Source organism: Fictibacillus arsenicus (genome assembly GCF_001999465.1).
GTDB classification, from domain to species: Bacteria; Bacillota; Bacilli; order Bacillales; family Fictibacillaceae; genus Fictibacillus; species Fictibacillus arsenicus.
On sequence record NZ_MQMF01000003.1, the window covers coordinates 382,319 to 398,861 of the forward strand.

Below are 16,543 nucleotides of genomic sequence, written 5' to 3' on the forward strand. Positions count from 1 at the left end.
AGGCGAATCTGTTATAGTGTGAATCAGCACCTGTTACACAGGAAAAACTGTTATAGTCGAGATAGAAGAACTGTATCAGTGGCAAGTGGGGTAATTATAGTAGGCTGTTTTCGTATTCATTGATGCTATTGATCGAGGTTACTTTCCGTTTCAGAACTTCCTTTCCGCAGGGTGTGCGGTGAGCCCATTCGCCGCTTTGCGTCATTGATTGGTCTCACCTGTCTAGCAGCAGTGGCTAGGCCCTCGAGGTCAAAAGTTAAATGGTCATGAAAGCAAAGAGCGCCTTCTTAGCCCATTCACCTTTTGCATGTCGGGGCTGTACGAGCCGCTTCCGCTTTTCAAAAGTCCCACTCATCCTGCTGGAGTCTCGTCCTTCCACTTCAAATAACTATTCATATGAAGAATTCTTAAAAACATTCTTTTAGCAACAAGCTCTTAGAATACAGTCTTAAAAAAAGTTATCAGTATAAAGAAAAATTATAAGAAAATCATCTTTACCTTCTATCTAATTTCCTAGGATAGCCGCTCAACAAATCGAAACTCCCCTCCCCCACCTTCGATTCTTTTGGAATGTAAGAACAATGTACTTGGATTTTAATTTTCAATAGTCTATACTAGACTTTGTGAATAAATGAAATCTCTCTTTTATTCAACGCATATCTTGGGGCCAGATGTGTAGCTGGTGCTTACCTGGGTCTTCAAAACCTTTTGGGAGGCGCGTGCCGTCTCCGGTGGGTTCGATTCCCACATGGTCCCGCCAAATAACGTTGATATGACGAGGTTTATCGTGATTTACTCGATGATTTATGCGATGATATTTTCGCATTATCCCCACTAGGTTACGACCTATTTTTTCGTAAGTCTTTGTGGGACTCATCGTATAAGACCTTGTTGGATAAACCGACTCTTACGTAACCTTCCTATAACTTAAGGAGGTTATTTTTTTATGGTTAAAACTACTCGAAAAGGAATACGAAAGACGACTGTTAATCGTAAATCACGAAATATTATTAAGAATATGACTCTTTACGAAATGTTTCAGAGGTTTATGATTGATAAGCGTGCCGAGGGACTCTCACGGACTACTATTGAAGGATACGAAATAACATACGGCTATTTAGAGGATTTTCTACTGGGAGATTTAGCAAACGAAGAAATAACGACCGACGTGTTTACTGATTACATCGGATATATGTTGCACGAGAAGAATTTATCGCCTGTTACCGCAAATGTCCGTATAAGAACTATGCGAGCTTTCTTACGCTATTGTTATGAAAGAGATTGGATTTACGAGCCTATTCACGAAAGTTTTAAGCCTGTAAAAACTGGTGAAATAAAAATAGACGCATTTACACCCGACGAGGTTAATCTTTTACTCCATCAAATCGACGATACAAGATACGTAGGTTTTCGAGACAAGGTTATGATTCTAATAATGTTAGATACTATGGTTCGTGTATCCGAATTACTAAAGATACGTCGAGCAAACGTAGATTTAAAAAACGGAAGTATTCAATTAGAACCTCACGAAACGAAAATGAAACGTGCAAGGATCGTCCCGCTTTCGACTAAGTCTGTAAAGCTACTGGCGGAATACTTAGAGGAAACGCAAGATTTTGAGGAGGATACATTATTTGTTACGTATGATGGACGTCCTATAAGCGATAACACTTTCCGCAAACAGTTAATACAATACAAAGATTTAGCAGGTATCAAAAATAAACGAGTTTCTCCGCATACTTTCCGACATACTGGGGCTCTTTTTTATATCCTTAACGGTGGCGATCCGTTTAGCTTACAAGATATACTCGGACATACGGATATGTCGATGGTACGTAGATACATTAAGATGAGCAATGTTCATATCAAAAGACAACATAACTCATTCTCTCCCCTACTCTCCCTCAATAAATAGACTAACTTAACCGCTATAGGCGGTTTTTTTGTTTACTCGATCATATATTAAGAGTTATAATACCAATAGGTAATTTATGTAAATTGGAGGAGGAGTATTAATGGGATATACTATGAAAACTTGTAGAGAAATGAGTTGCAAGGCAGAAATCTGCGGAGATACAGATTGCCAAAATTTTAGATTCAATAAAGAGAGACTTAGAATAACAACAGGAGAAAAAACCTTATCCTATAATTGGCTAGAAAGTCCCGAAAATAACCACTGTTGGGTTTCTCCCTCTGATGTAATTTGTGATCCTCCAGTTAAAAAAATAACTGATTTAATTAAAGTATATAAGTAAGCGGTTTTATTTTACTTTTTTAAGTAGAGATTAGAGGGACGGAGAAATCGGCTCCGCACATGAGTAGGGTTTATTCAGTTAGAGGAGTAAAGAAGAAAACCCTACTGTGCGTAAAACCTCCGCTATAGTAAGAGGACTCGTTTAAGCCCCCTCACAATTCGAGAGAGAGCCGTAGCCCTCCCGATGTTAACCTGTTATTTTCGTTGGATCATGTAACCCTTCCGCTAGCTCGATCGCTTGTACTCTTTCCGCATTACTAGAGAAATACTCGTCTGTGTTATCGATATAACGGCTAGTATTCTGCGAGATTTCCACTACCGCTCCCTTAACGATCTCACCGACTACTTTCGATCCCAGTAGCCCGCTAGCCGTTTCGTGTAGCTCGGTAGCTTGTCGCATATCCTCTGTTTTAGAGTTGCGAGAGACATCCTCGAATAACTGTCCGATTTCTTTTCTTGCTCTCATTTGATCGCTAGGATCAAGTAGACAGATCGCATTACTAGATAAGTTAACGAATTGATCCGCAACCTCTTTCGCTAGTGCTGGCTCGTCCGCTAATTTAACGACCTCTCGGATCATGTTCTTAGCATCCTCGTAGTTATTCGCAAAAGCTAATCTGCCCCATAGCTCCTTAAAACGAATGTCGAAAAGAAGTTTCTTGTTTCCGTCTACTTGCGGAAGGTCTCCGATCATTAGCTCCTCCGCTTTTGTACGAGCGGTCTCTAGAGACTTTCGATACTCTTTGTTCAACCCTTCGACTAATCGCAAGGACTTAACCTCGTACTTATCAGATATACGAGATAGCTTTCGAGCCTTTCCCTCGTTAGAAAGATCGATGTCATTCGAGACCTTATTGCGTTCTGATCGGTATTCTTCGATAAGACCACGGATAAGTCCCGAACTTTCCGATCTGATCACTCTTGCCTCTCCTACTAATTCGTGTAGTTCTGTTAATCTACTCATGTTACCCTCTCCTTTAAGTTAGTTATCTTATCTCGATAAAGTCGCTCTGCTCTAGCTCACACGCATTTTCTGCTAGTCGAGTTAAAAGTCTGTTGCGAAACTTGAGGTCTTTACGTATCTTAAATAACCGTATCTTTGTCCCGCCGATCTCGAAAAGAAACGGAGGCTCGAAAAACCATTCCTTCACATAAACGTCGATCGCATCTACTGGAGGAATAAGTTTAATAAACTTTCGTATGGTATCGTTTAATGCGTCTGATCCCCGCTCTAGCTTTCCGTTATATGTAGACGTCGAATATCGTAACTTTCCGAATTTCGTTTCCTCATACGCAAGAAGTCCCGTACCGTATCTACTGTCGTTCCTTTCCGATCTTTTGGTAAGAATGAATATAGCGAGCTTAGACGCATGACTCTCACACATAGTCGATTGCCTCGAAAGTTGATCGGATCGCATAAAGGAGGTTTAGTTTTGATCGTGTAAGACCTAGTTTTTCGATCACTTTCTTTTCAGTAGCGGGGCTAAACTTTCGTAGACCGTTTTCTACCGCACATACCATGTGACTTGAAAGTCCGATTTCCTCGGCTAATTCGTTTTGTTGTTGCCCTGTATGGTAACGATAAAGTAGCAGTATATCTCCAGTTAAACGATAGTCGTTCTTAGAGTTGCGTAGATCGAATGGTTCTCGTGGCATGGTATCGTCTCCTTTTAGTTAGTAAGGAGTATCGCTGCTATTACTCCCTCTACTACTAAGTACGACTACCACGGGCTTTATTACATATCCAAGTAATATTAATTTCACTTTTCTTCGCATACCAAAAAGGAGCGGGATCACATTTTACTTCTTATGCGTCCGCTCTCTTATATCTATCTATACTTACTTTACCTAATATCCTTATGCGTGTTTTTTCGCATATGGAAGGTCTTAATATTCGAGTGTTTATACTCGAAAATGATCTACTGGTATTATTATCATTATATTGCTGTCTTTATATTGCTATCTTTATAGTGCGGTCTGACCATACTAACGGGACGATGTCTAACCACACTAACGGCACATTGTCTAACCATACTACTTGTTCTTACGCTGTTTTTCGGACTTATAGATACTAGTAGATTTCGGCATGATCCGCTCCCCGTTCTTATCGATCAGATACCCGTCCTCCGAAACTCTCGACGCAAAACTCGGAAAATAGAGCACGTATCTTTTCGTCCCGTGATAGCCTTTCTTAGTTCGTATGAGCCCGTTTTCTTCGAGTATCCTTGCAATCCATACCACACGAGGTCGATCTATATTTAAGTGATCGATTATTTGCTCGTATGTAAGGTAGCAAGCCCCATAGCGGTCGTTCTTTTTTCCGTTCTCGAGCGTCTCGTTTCCGTTCACATACGATAGCATTAAAAAATAAAAGGTCGTGATGTCCCGTATCTGCGGTTTTCGTTTGATTCCTTCTGATCGATAGAGATCGTTCGCAGATTGAATGTTTCGTATCCTCCTCGATCCATTAACGCCTCCTTGTCGTTGGGTAGCGGTTGTTTCGTTGTCTCCTCTTTCTTCATACTCATTACTCCTCTCGTTGTTAGTACGGTTAGACCGCATTACTCCGTATAAGCAACGAGTAGTGAGAAAAAGGGATATAGTTGTAGATTTTTTGGTATTATTTAGTAAAGGAGGAGATGAAAATGAAGGAGTTTTTAGATAATGTAACGTTTAAGAATGTTTTAGACGTAATTACCGTTTTGATCGCAATTATAAATGTTTATTTAGTCGTGCTAGTTTATAAGCTGACACATCGAGATGTTAACCCAAAACTCTTTGTTAAGCCTACGATTGTTGAAGACGGTAGAAGTTATGCACGTTATTCGAACCCAAATGTAGATTCAATAAACTTCGACCAAAAAGGGTTTCCTGAAATAGGACATAATTCGTTATTATGGGGTATTGAAGTGCACAACAATGGCGAACTACCAGCTACTAATATTGAAATTAAACTTTCTATAACGATTCATAAATCCGAATTCGATGATGGTGAGTTTTTGGGGGATATAGAAAACCACCGTTTTGTAGATTATAAGGTTTATTATGAGGTTTTTAATTTTGACTATATCCCGCCAAACTCCTCTGTTAAAAAAGATTTTTTATCTTTGTTGGGAGATTTTCCATATGCTACATTAAAAGTCGAAAAGCTGGTTTCTTCCGAGAGAACTTTTATTAATAAACCGACTCAAATTGGCTATTATGAACACCCTAAATTCGATGATCTCGCCGATATGGACGACTATAGAAGACTTATAGGAGCTTATAAAGGACTAGAGGCTACATTGAAAAACTAAAAAAGGTTATTTATGAAATATATCGAAACCTGTATTGTGGAAATATTTTTCCAAATAGATACAGGAAGGAATGAGGCGATGCGTTATCGCAAAACTAAGGATGATCGTAGTTGAAAAGGAAGGATCGAGAGGATCGGAATGAGTTAGCGGTCGACATCGATAAAAGCCGTCACTTAGGAGCTCGCTTACAAATGCGATTTCTAGAGAAACAAAGATCGGAGCCTGTTACGCAAACAACCGAGCTAGGTCGTTAATAGCAGCGATAAGAAATTACATAACGTATTTTTACGACATACATAGAAAAACCGACGCTCCGTAAGACTTTTTAGCCTTATCGAGCCTCGGTATTTTTTGTATTACGTTGACGAGACGCAATACATTACGAGAATTGACGCTAGCGGGACGAGATCGTTCATCGCTTGCTTTTTAATTTTAACATATTAACCCCTCGCTTTGGAAAATATTATATATTTCATAAACCCCGCTGTAGCACGCTCTCGCATATATGCGGTGGGGGTAAACGTAATCTCCAACTAAATAATACCCTCCTTTGCTATCTATTCCTCGATACTTTCCCATGTCTATTACCTTTCATCCTTCAACATCAATTCGTTAATTAGTTTCTAAAATGTTTAACAACGAATAAAAACGAACCTCTTTCGATCTGGAATAAAGAAAGGATTGCGACTCGCATCGATAAGGGAAATCGTATTAGCAAGCTCATTATCGCACAATGATCCAATCACACTCGATCTATCGTCGTACAATCTACTGCGGTATATCCTGCTAATATGTCGGGGTATCTCGCAAAGGGTAAACGGGTAAGAAGACGATAAGATATATAGCCCCTATCGCCCTGTAATTAACGTATTCTTTTCGTACTCCTCAATATAACGGTAAAGAGTCGTCCTAGATACGTTAAACATATCCTGTCCGAGACTGTACCGTAATCAATAGTTTTTGGTACACAAAAAAACCGTCGTAGTAATAACGACGGCATACAATCTTAATAGCTGTATCTCCCGATGCGTTCTAAAATCTCCTCGGGTACTAAGTTTTGAAGTTCTTCGACACTTTTCAATTCACACACTTTTGCTACCGCATAGTATGTAGCGAATAAATGCTCGATGTTCTTTACGTCGAAACTTCCAGAACTTCTGTCACGGTTTAACATTACTAGATCGACGGCAACGTCAAAAGCATTACGTTGTGAGCGATCAGTTGAAGAAATTACGTTTACATCTGCCATCCCTATTCCTCCTTTCTATTAACCTCATAAAAATTATACCATATTCTTCTAATTTTAATATATTTTGTTACAGGGGGTCGAGTTCCAAGACCCTCTCTCCATCCCGACCTCCAACGGTTTATTGACCTTTTAAGCAATAGCAGCGATCCCGCATTTTTTAAATAAGTATAATTTCGTAATATAGTGATTATGTCGTAGTAAAACAACATTTCTTAATATAATGGGTTTAATACGATTTACTGTACTAAAGATTAAACTATGTGCAATTTCACACAAAGAAATGCTTATGGGAATGATATTTCTTATTTTTCGTTGCTTTTCGTACAATCCTTCGATAAAATAGACCTTGTTGGCTATGTAAGAGTCTGCGTGGGAATTCGTAATAAAACCCCGTGGGTTGCTATCCAAAAACGTTGGTTTAACGAGGGATTTAGCGTTTTGATTTTCGAGTGATTTACGCACTAGAACTTCAAAACCTTTTGGGAGGCGCGTGCCGTCTCCGGTGGGTTCGATTCCCACATGGTCCCGCCAAATAAAATACATATGAGGTGGACGCATTGTCTGGATGGTTCATCACCTTTATCGTTTTATGGTCCGTTTTTTTATTTACGATGTTTGCCATTGGCGGTTATTTCATGTTTCGAAAGTTTTTAAAGCGCCTTCCGAAAGAAGATGGCAAATCCATATTAGATTGGCAGGAACATTATATTAACGAAACAATCCACTTATGGAACGATGATCAAAAAAAACTGTTAAATGAATTAGTAGCTCCAGTACCTGAACTTTTCCGTGATGTCGCAAAAGAAAAGATCGCAGGCAAGATCGGCGAGCTCGCATTAGCAGAGAATGCTACTTCAATGACACAGGATTTAATCATACGAGGCTATATCATTGCTACACCAAAACGTGATCATAAGTGGCTTGTACAAACACTAAAGAAAAAAAATATTGATATTAAACCGTATCAATCACTTCTCGCATAAAAACCCCTGAATCAAATAAAGATTCAGGGGTTTTTCTATAGAGCGATCTCGCTCTTCTTTTTCTTAAATAAAAATAGCATCGCTAACCGCCAAGGTAAGATCATACCGAATGCTACAATAAAAAATAAAGAGCTCGTTTCAAATATCGATACGGAAGAACCGATATACCATTTTAGTCCTAACCTAATGGCAAACAGCCCGATAATTATAAAGATAAAAGCTTTAGACCTAACGAGATATACGTGATCTCCTTTTATTTCAAACTTACTTGTCATAATCAGAAAGATAGAAAACATAATTCCTACTAAAAAGGCCTCCCCTGCTTCGATCCAAGTGATATGAAAAGCAGGAAATACAAATTGAAGAAAGCCTGTGCTCATAGCTAAAGGAGGGATTATGATCTTTTTAGATGTTACAGGTTCTCTTGTTTCCCTCATTCTGAAATTAAAAATAATAACTGCCATAATGATCGCAAAACAAGTACTAGCTATAAAAAACACTGTCAGTTACCTTCCTCTTCCACTTTTTCAATTTTGTCTTCAGCAATGGAAAGGATGATCGTCATGGTTACTCCGATTACCGTTAAATAAACGCCAAGATCAAACAACATTGCAGTTGCAAGTTCTGTTTTCCCTAACAACGGAAAATAAAAGTACCCAAAGGAATGACTCAAAAACGGTACTCCTAAAACAAAAGATCCGGCACCTGTTAAAATAGCGGTCAGTAACCCCGCTGCGATCATATAGGTAAAATTGATCGGTAAGATTCTATGTACTGGCTGAAGTCCATAAGAGATGTAAAGAAGCAAAAACGCTCCCGCTCCCATCAGTCCTCCGATAAAACCACCTCCAGGAGCATTGTGGCCTGAAAATAACATATTGACTGAGAAGGCTAAAATAACGAAAACAATGATATTTGTTGTTGTTTTTAAGATAAGATCATTTGAGCGTGATGACATGTTGAAATTCCCCTTCCTTTGTTGCTCTTAAAACCCTTGAAAACCTCCAAAAATACGGTTAATTAAAAATGAAGTCAATTGGGTCATCCAGTTAAAATAAAGCAGGACTCCCATTATTACCATAAGGCTTCCGCCGATTTTCATAAATTGGCGATTAAATTTTTTAATTGATTTTAGTTTGTCCAAAAAGAAACTTAAAACAAAAAATGGAACAGCGAATCCTAAAACATAAGCAATCATATACGTTAAAGAAGCAGCAGGATTTGATACTCCCAGTGCTATAACGCCTGCAAGAATCGGCCCCATGCATGGTGTCCAGCCTGCAGCAAAACCGATTCCTATCAAAACCGAACCTAAATAACCCGTTGGTCTCGACTGGAACTTCATCTTTTTATCCTTCATCAAGAATTCAGGTGAGATGAAACCCATGACTACCAAACCGAAAAAGACAATAAGGATAGCCCCGATCTGTCTTAATAAAGATTGATACTCAACAAAGATTTCTCCTATTACCGTTGTAGACAAACCAAGCACGATAAATATTATCGAAAACCCTAATAAAAAAAATGTTGTATGTAATAGCGCTCTCTTTCTGAGCATTGCTTGTTCTTCTTTTAGTTCCTGAACCGATATTCCGGTGATATAAGATAAAAACGCTGGATATAGCGGTAAGCAGCATGGTGAAATAAAAGATAGCAGCCCGGCTCCGAAAGCAAGCCAAATATTTAGATCGGTCATAAGCAGAAGCTCCTTTATACATTCTCTCTCTATCTTAAAGAAAATAGACGTTTTGTTCAATCATAAAGAAAGACAGCCTTTTAACGGGCTGTCTTATAATATACTTATTGTTTTTCTAAATATTCTTCTAATGTTATTCCCCGTTCATGAATTTCTTTTGCATGTTCTTTGCCGACATATCTTAGGTGCCAAGGTTCATACTGATATCCCGTTATATCTTCTTTGCCTTTAAGGTATCTAATAATGAATCCGTATTTATAAGCATTTTCCGCAAGCCACTTTCCTTCTTTCGTTTCACCGAATTTCTCAACTAATTCATAGTTAACTTGTGGTGAAGTCACATCAAGTGAAAGGCCAGTCTGGTGTTCACTTTGTCCCGGCTGGGCACTGGTTTGATTGGCTTTCTCCTCGCCAAACTGATCTGCATTGTAAGCAAAAATCGAAACCTGAGTATCGTATGAGCGGTATCCCGACTGAGCAAGGAGTTCTAATCCTTGTCCTTCAGCAGCTTTAAATAACTCTTCTACCGAGGATGCAGCTTCTTTTCTTAACTTCTTTTTAGGCAGATCCTCTTTAAATGGAAAAGGAACATTAGGAATTACCAGATCAGCTGGTTCATAGTCTTCTGGAAGATTTCTTTCCTTATTCGCAACTATAAGAATGTCATCTAAGTTTTGAACAATCGCTTTACCATCACCTGAAACCGTTACGGTTTCATTTAGCCAAGGAAGATCTGCTTGCTGATCCTGTCCATTATTTTCATCTGTTTCTGATGGTGTTTCATCTTTAGGTTTGTCTCTTTGTTGTTCATTATCGTTTTGTTTTTCATCTTTTTCATCTTTCGTTTCGTCTTTTGAATCGTTAAATGCCGAGTTCCATTGTTGTTCAGCCCAATCTACAGGTTTACACGCAGAGAGGACTAACACGCTTCCGATAAGCACTGATGTTATTACATAATTCTTCAAAGCACTCTCATCCTTTAGTTCAGTTTGTATGTATGCTATCTTATCATAGGATAATTTGCAAATAAGTCAATGACATAATAAATATATTCATATATTCGAAAAATTTCAGTCAAAAAAAGGATGGGACAAAATAAAAAATTTTAAGTCACCCATGTTGCTATTAGAAGATGTTGATTCCGCTCCAGGACATCCGCTATTTATTTTTCGCTCTTTTCTAGAAGAGCGTTTCTACAGAGAGGTTTTGAAGTTCCTCAATGAAAGTTGATTGGAGTGCAAGGTGTGAGACTCTGCGGGACTGGCGGACAGCTGAGACACTTATAAGTGAAACGTTGAAATGTGGCTCACCGCCTGCCCCGCGGAAAGCGAGCACCTGGAACGGAAAGCAACAACTTCCAAAAACAAGAGTCTACGTAAACTTTTATTTTATAAAATAAAAAATTTAGGGCTGCCAAAAGTAAGTATAACTTACTTTTGGAACAGCCCATTAACTGACTTCGTCTATTGTATCTGTACCATGCTGCAGCAAAAACATCTTATGATATAATCCTCGCTGCTTCAAAAGCTCTTGATGTGTTCCTCTTTCAACTATTTCTCCTTTATGAAGCACTAAGATTAATTCTGCATCCTGAATCGTGGATAATCGGTGCGCGATTGCAATCGTTGTTCTTCCGCTTCTCATTTTATGCAGAGCGAGCTGTATCTCTTCTTCTGTTTCAGTATCGATGTTAGCTGTTGCTTCATCTAAAATCAGGATTCTCGGAGAAAAAGCCATCGTTCTTGCAAATGAAATAAGCTGTCTTTGTCCGCTCGAAAATGCAGCCCCTCTTTCACCCAGCATCGTATTATACTTTTCTGGCAGTTTTTCAATAAAGTTTGATGCTTGAACAAACTTTGCCGCTTCCCTAATATCCGAATCTGTAATTTCTTTGTTGTATAATCGAATATTTTGAGCGATATCTCCAACAAACAAAAATGGATCCTGAAGGACAAGACCTACTTTGTCCCGGAGTTCATTATTTTCGAAATGGGATAAAGGAATATTATCGATCAATATCTCACCTTTTTCCACATCATAAAAACGCATAAGCAAGTTAATTATAGAACTTTTACCGCTGCCAGTATGACCTACTAGTGCAACAGTTTCTCCTGGGTTGGCAGTGAATGAAATGTTTTTTAGCACTTCTTGTTCGCCATCATATGAAAACGTAACATTTTTAAATTCAATTTTTCCATTGCTTATAATCGGGTCTAATTGTCCTTTTGCTTTTTTTACCGGAGCCAGTTCAGTTTCGTCCATCACTGTAAACACTCTTCCTGCGGAAACAACCGCTTGCTGAAAAATCGAAAGGCGCATCATCATCATGTTGACAGGTTCAAAAAAACGATCTAAATAATTTATGAAAGCATAGATCACACCGATTTCAACTGGTGAATTAAACGAATTTATTCCAAAAAAAGATAAGATCATCAATAGAGCCAACATATAGATAAGGTCTACAGCAGGTCTTAAAAGCAAGCCATTATATTTTATATTTTTCATCTGAGCGTCATTATGTTCATTGTTAACTTTTGCAAATTCTTCTCTCAGTCTTTTTTGCTGATTAAAGACTTGGACAATGGACATCCCCTGCAGTGACTCATTCAATTTAGCATTTAACTGGCTGAGCTTTTCTCTCATTTCATAAAAAGATTTCGAACTATACTTTCTGTACATCCACATGATACAAATAATAAAAGGCAAAATGCCTAAACAAAAAACCGCTAGTTTCACGTTTAAATAAAACATAAACCCAAAAATACCAAATAGAAAAACGATATTTTGAACAAAGGTGGACAGCACACTAACATATAGATCTTTAACTGCCTCAGTATCATTCGTAATTCTGGAAACGAGACTTCCAACAGGAGTGCGGTCAAAGAATTTCAAACCTAATGAATGTACTTTTGAAAATACTTGAATCCTTAAAGTTTGAATAATATCTAAAGCTACTGATTGGAACAAGACAAATTGAATGTAATTTACGATTGCAGACAGCACAATTAAAGCAATATAGGTGCAGGCAAGAATAATGAGTGCTTTTTGATCGAAAATTCGAGGTGTTAAATAATCATCAATAAACGTTTTAACTAATATCGGTGCTGTAAGTTCAGATGCGGTTGCAGCCAATAGGAGAAGAAAAGCAATGGAAAGGCGTTTCTTATGCATTTTTGTATATGACATTAGACGTTTAAAAACGGTCCATTGATTCATATGGGTCAGTTCTTCATTTAGCTGTATATTGCCGTTTCCACTCATCTGTTTCCACCTCCTTGTGCGATAAGCGTTTCAAGAGCTTGCCTTTCGTAAGTTTCCTTATACCAACCCTCTTCACATAATAAGGACTGATGTGTCCCCCTTTGAATAATAGTGCCGTTATCCATAACGATGATCAAGTCACAATGAGCAATAGAAGACAATCTGTGAGCAGTTATTATGGTTGTTTTGTTTTTTCTTTTCTCCTTTAAGTTCTGAAGGATTTCTTCCTCGGTTTTTGCATCAACAGCAGATAAAGAATCATCCAGAATTAAAATTTCAGGGTTAGTTACAAGAGACCTTGCTATCGATATCCGTTGCTTTTGCCCTCCTGATAACGTTACACCTCTTTCACCAACAACTGTTTCGTACCCATATTTAAATTGTGCAATATCTTTGTGGATGGAAGCGGTATTTGAAGCTTCTTTTATTTTCGTGAAAGGAGCATTTATATTTCCGAAAGCAATGTTTTCTGCAATGGTAGCAGAAAATAAAAAATGGTCTTGAGGGACATAACCAATTGCAGATCGTAAAGTATGCAGCCTGTAATCACAGATATCCTCTCCATCAAGTGAAACCTCACCTCTTAAAATGTCATACTCACGAAGCAGTATCCTGCACAGTGTGGTTTTACCGCTTCCTGTTTTGCCGACGATACCCATTGACTGCCCGCTTTCTAAAGTAAATCTGACGGCTTTTAAGACAGGCGCTTTATCTGGATAACTAAATTCCTTAATGTGAAATTCAATATTGCCTTTTGGCAATGTAGATATTGTTCCTTCATCATTAATATCCTCTTTAACTGCCAGCAACGTTTCTATCCGATCATATGATGCTCTTCCTCTTTCCACGATATTAAACAGCCAGCCGAACGCAAGCATTGGCCATATTAATAATCCTAAGTAACTGGTGAATGATACAAGTTCTCCTATTGACAATTCACCTGAAATGACTAAAGATGACCCATAGCTAACTGCCAGAAAGAATGAAAAGCCTATAATCAATGAAATTGTAGGATCAAACAATGAATCAATTTTAGCGACCGCCATATTCTTTCTAACAGCATCCTTTGATAACTCTCTAAAGCTATTAATATCATCTTTTTCCTGTCCAAAAGCTTTAATTACACGAGTTCCCGATATACTTTCCTGCACTTTATCGTTAAGTGATGAGAATGCTTCCTGTGCGCTGTGAAATCGTTTATGAAGCAGGGTTCCATATTTATTCGTCGCCCATGCCATTACAGGCAATGGAAGCAGACTTACTAGTGTAAGCTTCCAGCTAATCGTTGAGGCCATCGCAATCAGAGTAAATCCACCCATCATCAATGAATCTACCAAGGTCAGTACACCATCTCCTGCCGTTTGCTGAATCGCTTGAAGGTCATTTGTTGAGTGAGCCATAAGATCTCCAACCCGGCGCTTTTGATAAAATTCCTGAGATTTCTTTGTAAAGTGCTCATAAAGTCTGTTTCTAAGCAGCATAGCAAGTTTTACAGCAGCACCAAATATTAAAATTCTCCAAATATACCTTAGAACATAGATCCCTACAGCAATTGCAATAAGCAATCCTCCATATCGCCATAACAACTCTTCTGTTAAAGTACCTTCCTTAATGTGATCGACAGTCAGACCGACAATTTTAGGCGGCACTAATAGCCCTAGAGAAACAAACGCGAGCATAATGATACCACCGAGATATCGTAGCTTCTCTTGTTTGAAATACCACATCAATTGCATAAAAACCTTCATATTTGTCCCCCCATATATGCAACTAAAACAAGTATAGTTTACCAATATATGAAAATTCCGAAAAGAAAAATATTCATAAAAATAAGACCACCTTTAAGGCGGTCTTTAATATGAGTTAAAAAATTTTGTTAATTTCATTCTTAATTTCGTTGTAAAGGTAATCAAAAGAATCACCACATACCTTGATACATTGACTTTCATACTTTTGTTCCGCAAACTCATACTTTGGATCATAATAATTTTCAAGCAAGAAAGAAACGACTTTTTCATAATCTTGTTGCGTGAGTGCTTCTTTGATCTCCGTCATGATAGGAAACGGAATCCTTTTAGAAAGTTTCAATACTGCTTCTTCAATTTCTTCCTTATGAAACAGAGGATCATATACTTCACAAATATATTTCACTCTCATTCTAAAAGGCATATCGATATGGATGCGGGTGCCCGAGTACTTTCCTTCTAACAAAAAGTCAGGAACAACAACCCTGCCGATTCTTTTGCTTTCAGATTCAATTATTAAAACAGGAGAGTCTTTAAGTTCATTTAACCGCTCATATAATCGTGATTCAAACTTTTTCTGAGAAGCTGGTTCTTCTCCAATTCTTCCAAAAATTGAACCTTTATGACTAGCCATTCTCTCTAAATTTATAACCGGATAACCTTCATCCTGCAGCTTCTCCAAAAATTTAGTTTTCATTGTCCCTGTATAGCCTTCAATAACTATAATTTTGTGCGGGTTTTGTGAATATTCATCCAGTATTTTTTCAATCTGCTTTCGATAAGAACGGATCCCGCCATCTAACTGTAAACAATTTATCCCCATCATCGACATTGTTTGAGCTATACTTTTTGAACGCATTCCGCCTCTCGCACAATAAATCACAACTTGCTTTTCTGGATTTACTGCCATCTCGGTCTTTATTGTCTTAAAAAAGTCCGGCAATTTGGGAGCTACAATCTCCAGTCCGCGTTCCATCGCTTGTTCCTTGCTATTCTGCTTGTATATCGTCCCAATTTCCGCTCTTTCATCGTTTGAAAAAATACTTAAGCATTTTGCACCTGGAATATGGTATTCCTCATATTCCTTAGGAGACCTGACATCAAAAAGCAGATGTGAATCAAAATCTATTTCGTTTATTCGGATTGTTTTTATATCGTCCATAATCATCATCCTCTTTTGATGCTGTAAGCAATTATAACGAAAAACAAGCACCCGATTTTACTCAGGGTGCTTGTACACTTACTTCATCTGCTTGTTCATAGCCTGCATCATTTGGTTAATTTTCTTTTGAGAAGGCTTTTGACCCATCTGCATCATCATCACACGCAACATATTTTCATTAATCGGTGGATTTTTTTGTAAATAACTCATCATATACTTGCGGGCAATAAAAAATCCGATCGCAACGCCTGCAATCAGTGATAGTGCCGCCACAAGGATTACCATACCAGTACTCATTGTTAAAACTTCCTCCTTCATGTTGTCTAGAACTAGTTTACTACAAGTTATAGGTTACATACAACATTTGAAAGTTAATTAAGTAGCATACACCATGTTCAGTTTAAAGGGTGACAGCCATCCATATTTTCTTTCTCCATAGTCCATCGCTAAGAAGTATGACTCAAATTGTCTTAAAGCTTCAAAAATTATGGTTTCTGCCTCGAAATTTCCAATGCTGTACAGATGAAGATAACGATTGTTCAATTCAATCCTTACCTTACTATTCTTACATGAAAGTGTATATGTTTGACCTTCAGAACGCCACTCATATTTATCTCTTAATTGCAGCCAAAAATGTTCCTCAAGCTGTGAAACTGAAATAGAGGATGTTATGTACCCGATCTGTTTATTTAATATTTGTTTAAATATTCCTGATGAACGCTGTTCTTCATAAAATAATTGAAAAAGCTTATTTTCTTTTCCATAGTAGGAATGAGCAACTTCTTTTGTTATTAAATATATATAAAATTCTCTCATGGAAAAGCTCCTCTCCAACTTCTTTGCTGAAAAGTATATACAAAAAATGGAGAAAAGCTTGTCTAAAAAACAGAGAGAAAA

Annotated in this window: 18 protein-coding genes and 1 tRNA gene; 5 read left to right on the forward strand and 14 right to left on the reverse strand. The window is 37.9% G+C overall.

Going from position 1 to position 16,543, the window contains the following annotated elements; genetic code table 11:
* The first annotated feature begins 663 nt into the window (after window positions 1-663).
* From UN64_RS20980 to UN64_RS15875, 3 genes are all read left to right on the forward strand, one after another.
* Window positions 664-760 (forward strand) — tRNA-Sec (locus tag UN64_RS20980).
* Between the two features lie 186 nt (window positions 761-946).
* Entirely contained in the window at window positions 947-1,915 is a 969-nt protein-coding gene (locus UN64_RS15870) for a tyrosine-type recombinase/integrase (RefSeq protein ID WP_077364513.1), read from the forward strand.
* 100 nt (window positions 1,916-2,015) lie between these two features.
* On the forward strand, window positions 2,016-2,255 hold the full coding sequence (locus tag UN64_RS15875) for a hypothetical protein (protein WP_077364515.1): 240 nt from the start codon (window positions 2,016-2,018) through the stop codon (window positions 2,253-2,255).
* Window positions 2,256-2,441: 186 nt separating this feature from the next.
* Here UN64_RS15875 and UN64_RS15880 read toward each other — a convergent pair whose 3' ends face one another.
* From UN64_RS15880 to UN64_RS15895, 4 genes are all read right to left on the reverse strand, one after another.
* On the reverse strand, window positions 2,442-3,218 hold the full coding sequence (locus UN64_RS15880; protein ID WP_077364517.1) for a hypothetical protein: 777 nt from the start codon (window positions 3,216-3,218) through the stop codon (window positions 2,442-2,444).
* A gap of 22 nt (window positions 3,219-3,240) precedes the next feature.
* The gene (locus tag UN64_RS15885) at window positions 3,241-3,639 is read right to left on the reverse strand and encodes a hypothetical protein (protein WP_077364519.1); all 399 of its coding nucleotides are present in this window, start codon (window positions 3,637-3,639) and stop codon (window positions 3,241-3,243) included.
* The gene (locus UN64_RS15890; RefSeq protein ID WP_077364521.1) at window positions 3,632-3,910 is read right to left on the reverse strand and encodes a helix-turn-helix domain-containing protein; all 279 of its coding nucleotides are present in this window, start codon (window positions 3,908-3,910) and stop codon (window positions 3,632-3,634) included. The genes UN64_RS15885 and UN64_RS15890 overlap by 8 nt, the downstream gene beginning before the upstream one ends.
* 378 nt (window positions 3,911-4,288) lie before the next feature.
* Complete coding sequence (locus UN64_RS15895) at window positions 4,289-4,816, reverse strand: hypothetical protein (protein ID WP_077364523.1); 528 nt, start codon at window positions 4,814-4,816, stop codon at window positions 4,289-4,291.
* Between the two features lie 83 nt (window positions 4,817-4,899).
* Here UN64_RS15895 and UN64_RS15900 point away from each other — a divergent pair, with 83 nt between their 5' ends.
* Window positions 4,900-5,550 carry a hypothetical protein gene (locus tag UN64_RS15900; protein ID WP_077364525.1) on the forward strand — a complete coding sequence of 217 codons (651 nt, stop codon included), beginning with the start codon at window positions 4,900-4,902 and terminating at the stop codon, window positions 5,548-5,550.
* A gap of 1,006 nt (window positions 5,551-6,556) precedes the next feature.
* Here the strand turns inward: UN64_RS15900 and UN64_RS15905 are convergent.
* Entirely contained in the window at window positions 6,557-6,799 is a 243-nt protein-coding gene (locus UN64_RS15905) for a hypothetical protein (protein WP_077364527.1), read from the reverse strand.
* A 557-nt stretch (window positions 6,800-7,356) separates the two neighbouring features.
* Between UN64_RS15905 and UN64_RS15915 the strand changes: the two genes are divergently transcribed.
* Window positions 7,357-7,782: a DUF2621 domain-containing protein gene (locus UN64_RS15915; RefSeq protein ID WP_077364531.1), complete on the forward strand. Its 426-nt coding sequence runs from the start codon at window positions 7,357-7,359 to the stop codon at window positions 7,780-7,782.
* A gap of 35 nt (window positions 7,783-7,817) precedes the next feature.
* Here the strand turns inward: UN64_RS15915 and UN64_RS15920 are convergent, their stop codons facing one another.
* From UN64_RS15920 to sirA, 9 genes are all read right to left on the reverse strand, one after another.
* Entirely contained in the window at window positions 7,818-8,282 is a 465-nt protein-coding gene (locus tag UN64_RS15920) for a CcdC family protein (protein WP_077364533.1), read from the reverse strand.
* 2 nt (window positions 8,283-8,284) lie between these two features.
* A complete protein-coding gene (locus UN64_RS15925) occupies window positions 8,285-8,740 on the reverse strand; it encodes a Na(+)/H(+) antiporter subunit B (RefSeq protein ID WP_077364535.1) in 456 nt (151 codons plus the stop codon).
* 27 nt (window positions 8,741-8,767) lie between these two features.
* Window positions 8,768-9,478 carry a cytochrome c biogenesis CcdA family protein gene (locus UN64_RS15930; RefSeq protein WP_077364537.1) on the reverse strand — a complete coding sequence of 237 codons (711 nt, stop codon included), beginning with the start codon at window positions 9,476-9,478 and terminating at the stop codon, window positions 8,768-8,770.
* 104 nt (window positions 9,479-9,582) lie between these two features.
* Window positions 9,583-10,443: a M15 family metallopeptidase gene (locus UN64_RS15935; RefSeq protein ID WP_245802053.1), complete on the reverse strand. Its 861-nt coding sequence runs from the start codon at window positions 10,441-10,443 to the stop codon at window positions 9,583-9,585.
* 484 nt (window positions 10,444-10,927) lie between these two features.
* Window positions 10,928-12,739 (reverse strand): ABC transporter ATP-binding protein, encoded by a 1,812-nt coding sequence (locus UN64_RS15940; RefSeq protein WP_425590121.1) that lies wholly within the window; start codon window positions 12,737-12,739, stop codon window positions 10,928-10,930.
* Window positions 12,736-14,487 carry an ABC transporter transmembrane domain-containing protein gene (locus tag UN64_RS15945; protein ID WP_077364541.1) on the reverse strand — a complete coding sequence of 584 codons (1,752 nt, stop codon included), beginning with the start codon at window positions 14,485-14,487 and terminating at the stop codon, window positions 12,736-12,738. The genes UN64_RS15940 and UN64_RS15945 overlap by 4 nt, the downstream gene beginning before the upstream one ends.
* A gap of 115 nt (window positions 14,488-14,602) precedes the next feature.
* On the reverse strand, window positions 14,603-15,646 hold the full coding sequence (mnmH, locus tag UN64_RS15950; protein ID WP_171978939.1) for a tRNA 2-selenouridine(34) synthase MnmH: 1,044 nt from the start codon (window positions 15,644-15,646) through the stop codon (window positions 14,603-14,605).
* 78 nt (window positions 15,647-15,724) lie between these two features.
* Window positions 15,725-15,943, reverse strand: coding sequence for a YneF family protein (locus UN64_RS15955; RefSeq protein WP_077364545.1), 219 nt, complete (start codon window positions 15,941-15,943; stop codon window positions 15,725-15,727).
* 78 nt (window positions 15,944-16,021) lie between these two features.
* Window positions 16,022-16,462, reverse strand: coding sequence for a sporulation inhibitor of replication protein SirA (gene sirA, locus UN64_RS15960; RefSeq protein WP_077364547.1), 441 nt, complete (start codon window positions 16,460-16,462; stop codon window positions 16,022-16,024).
* Between the last annotated feature and the right edge of the window lie 81 nt (window positions 16,463-16,543).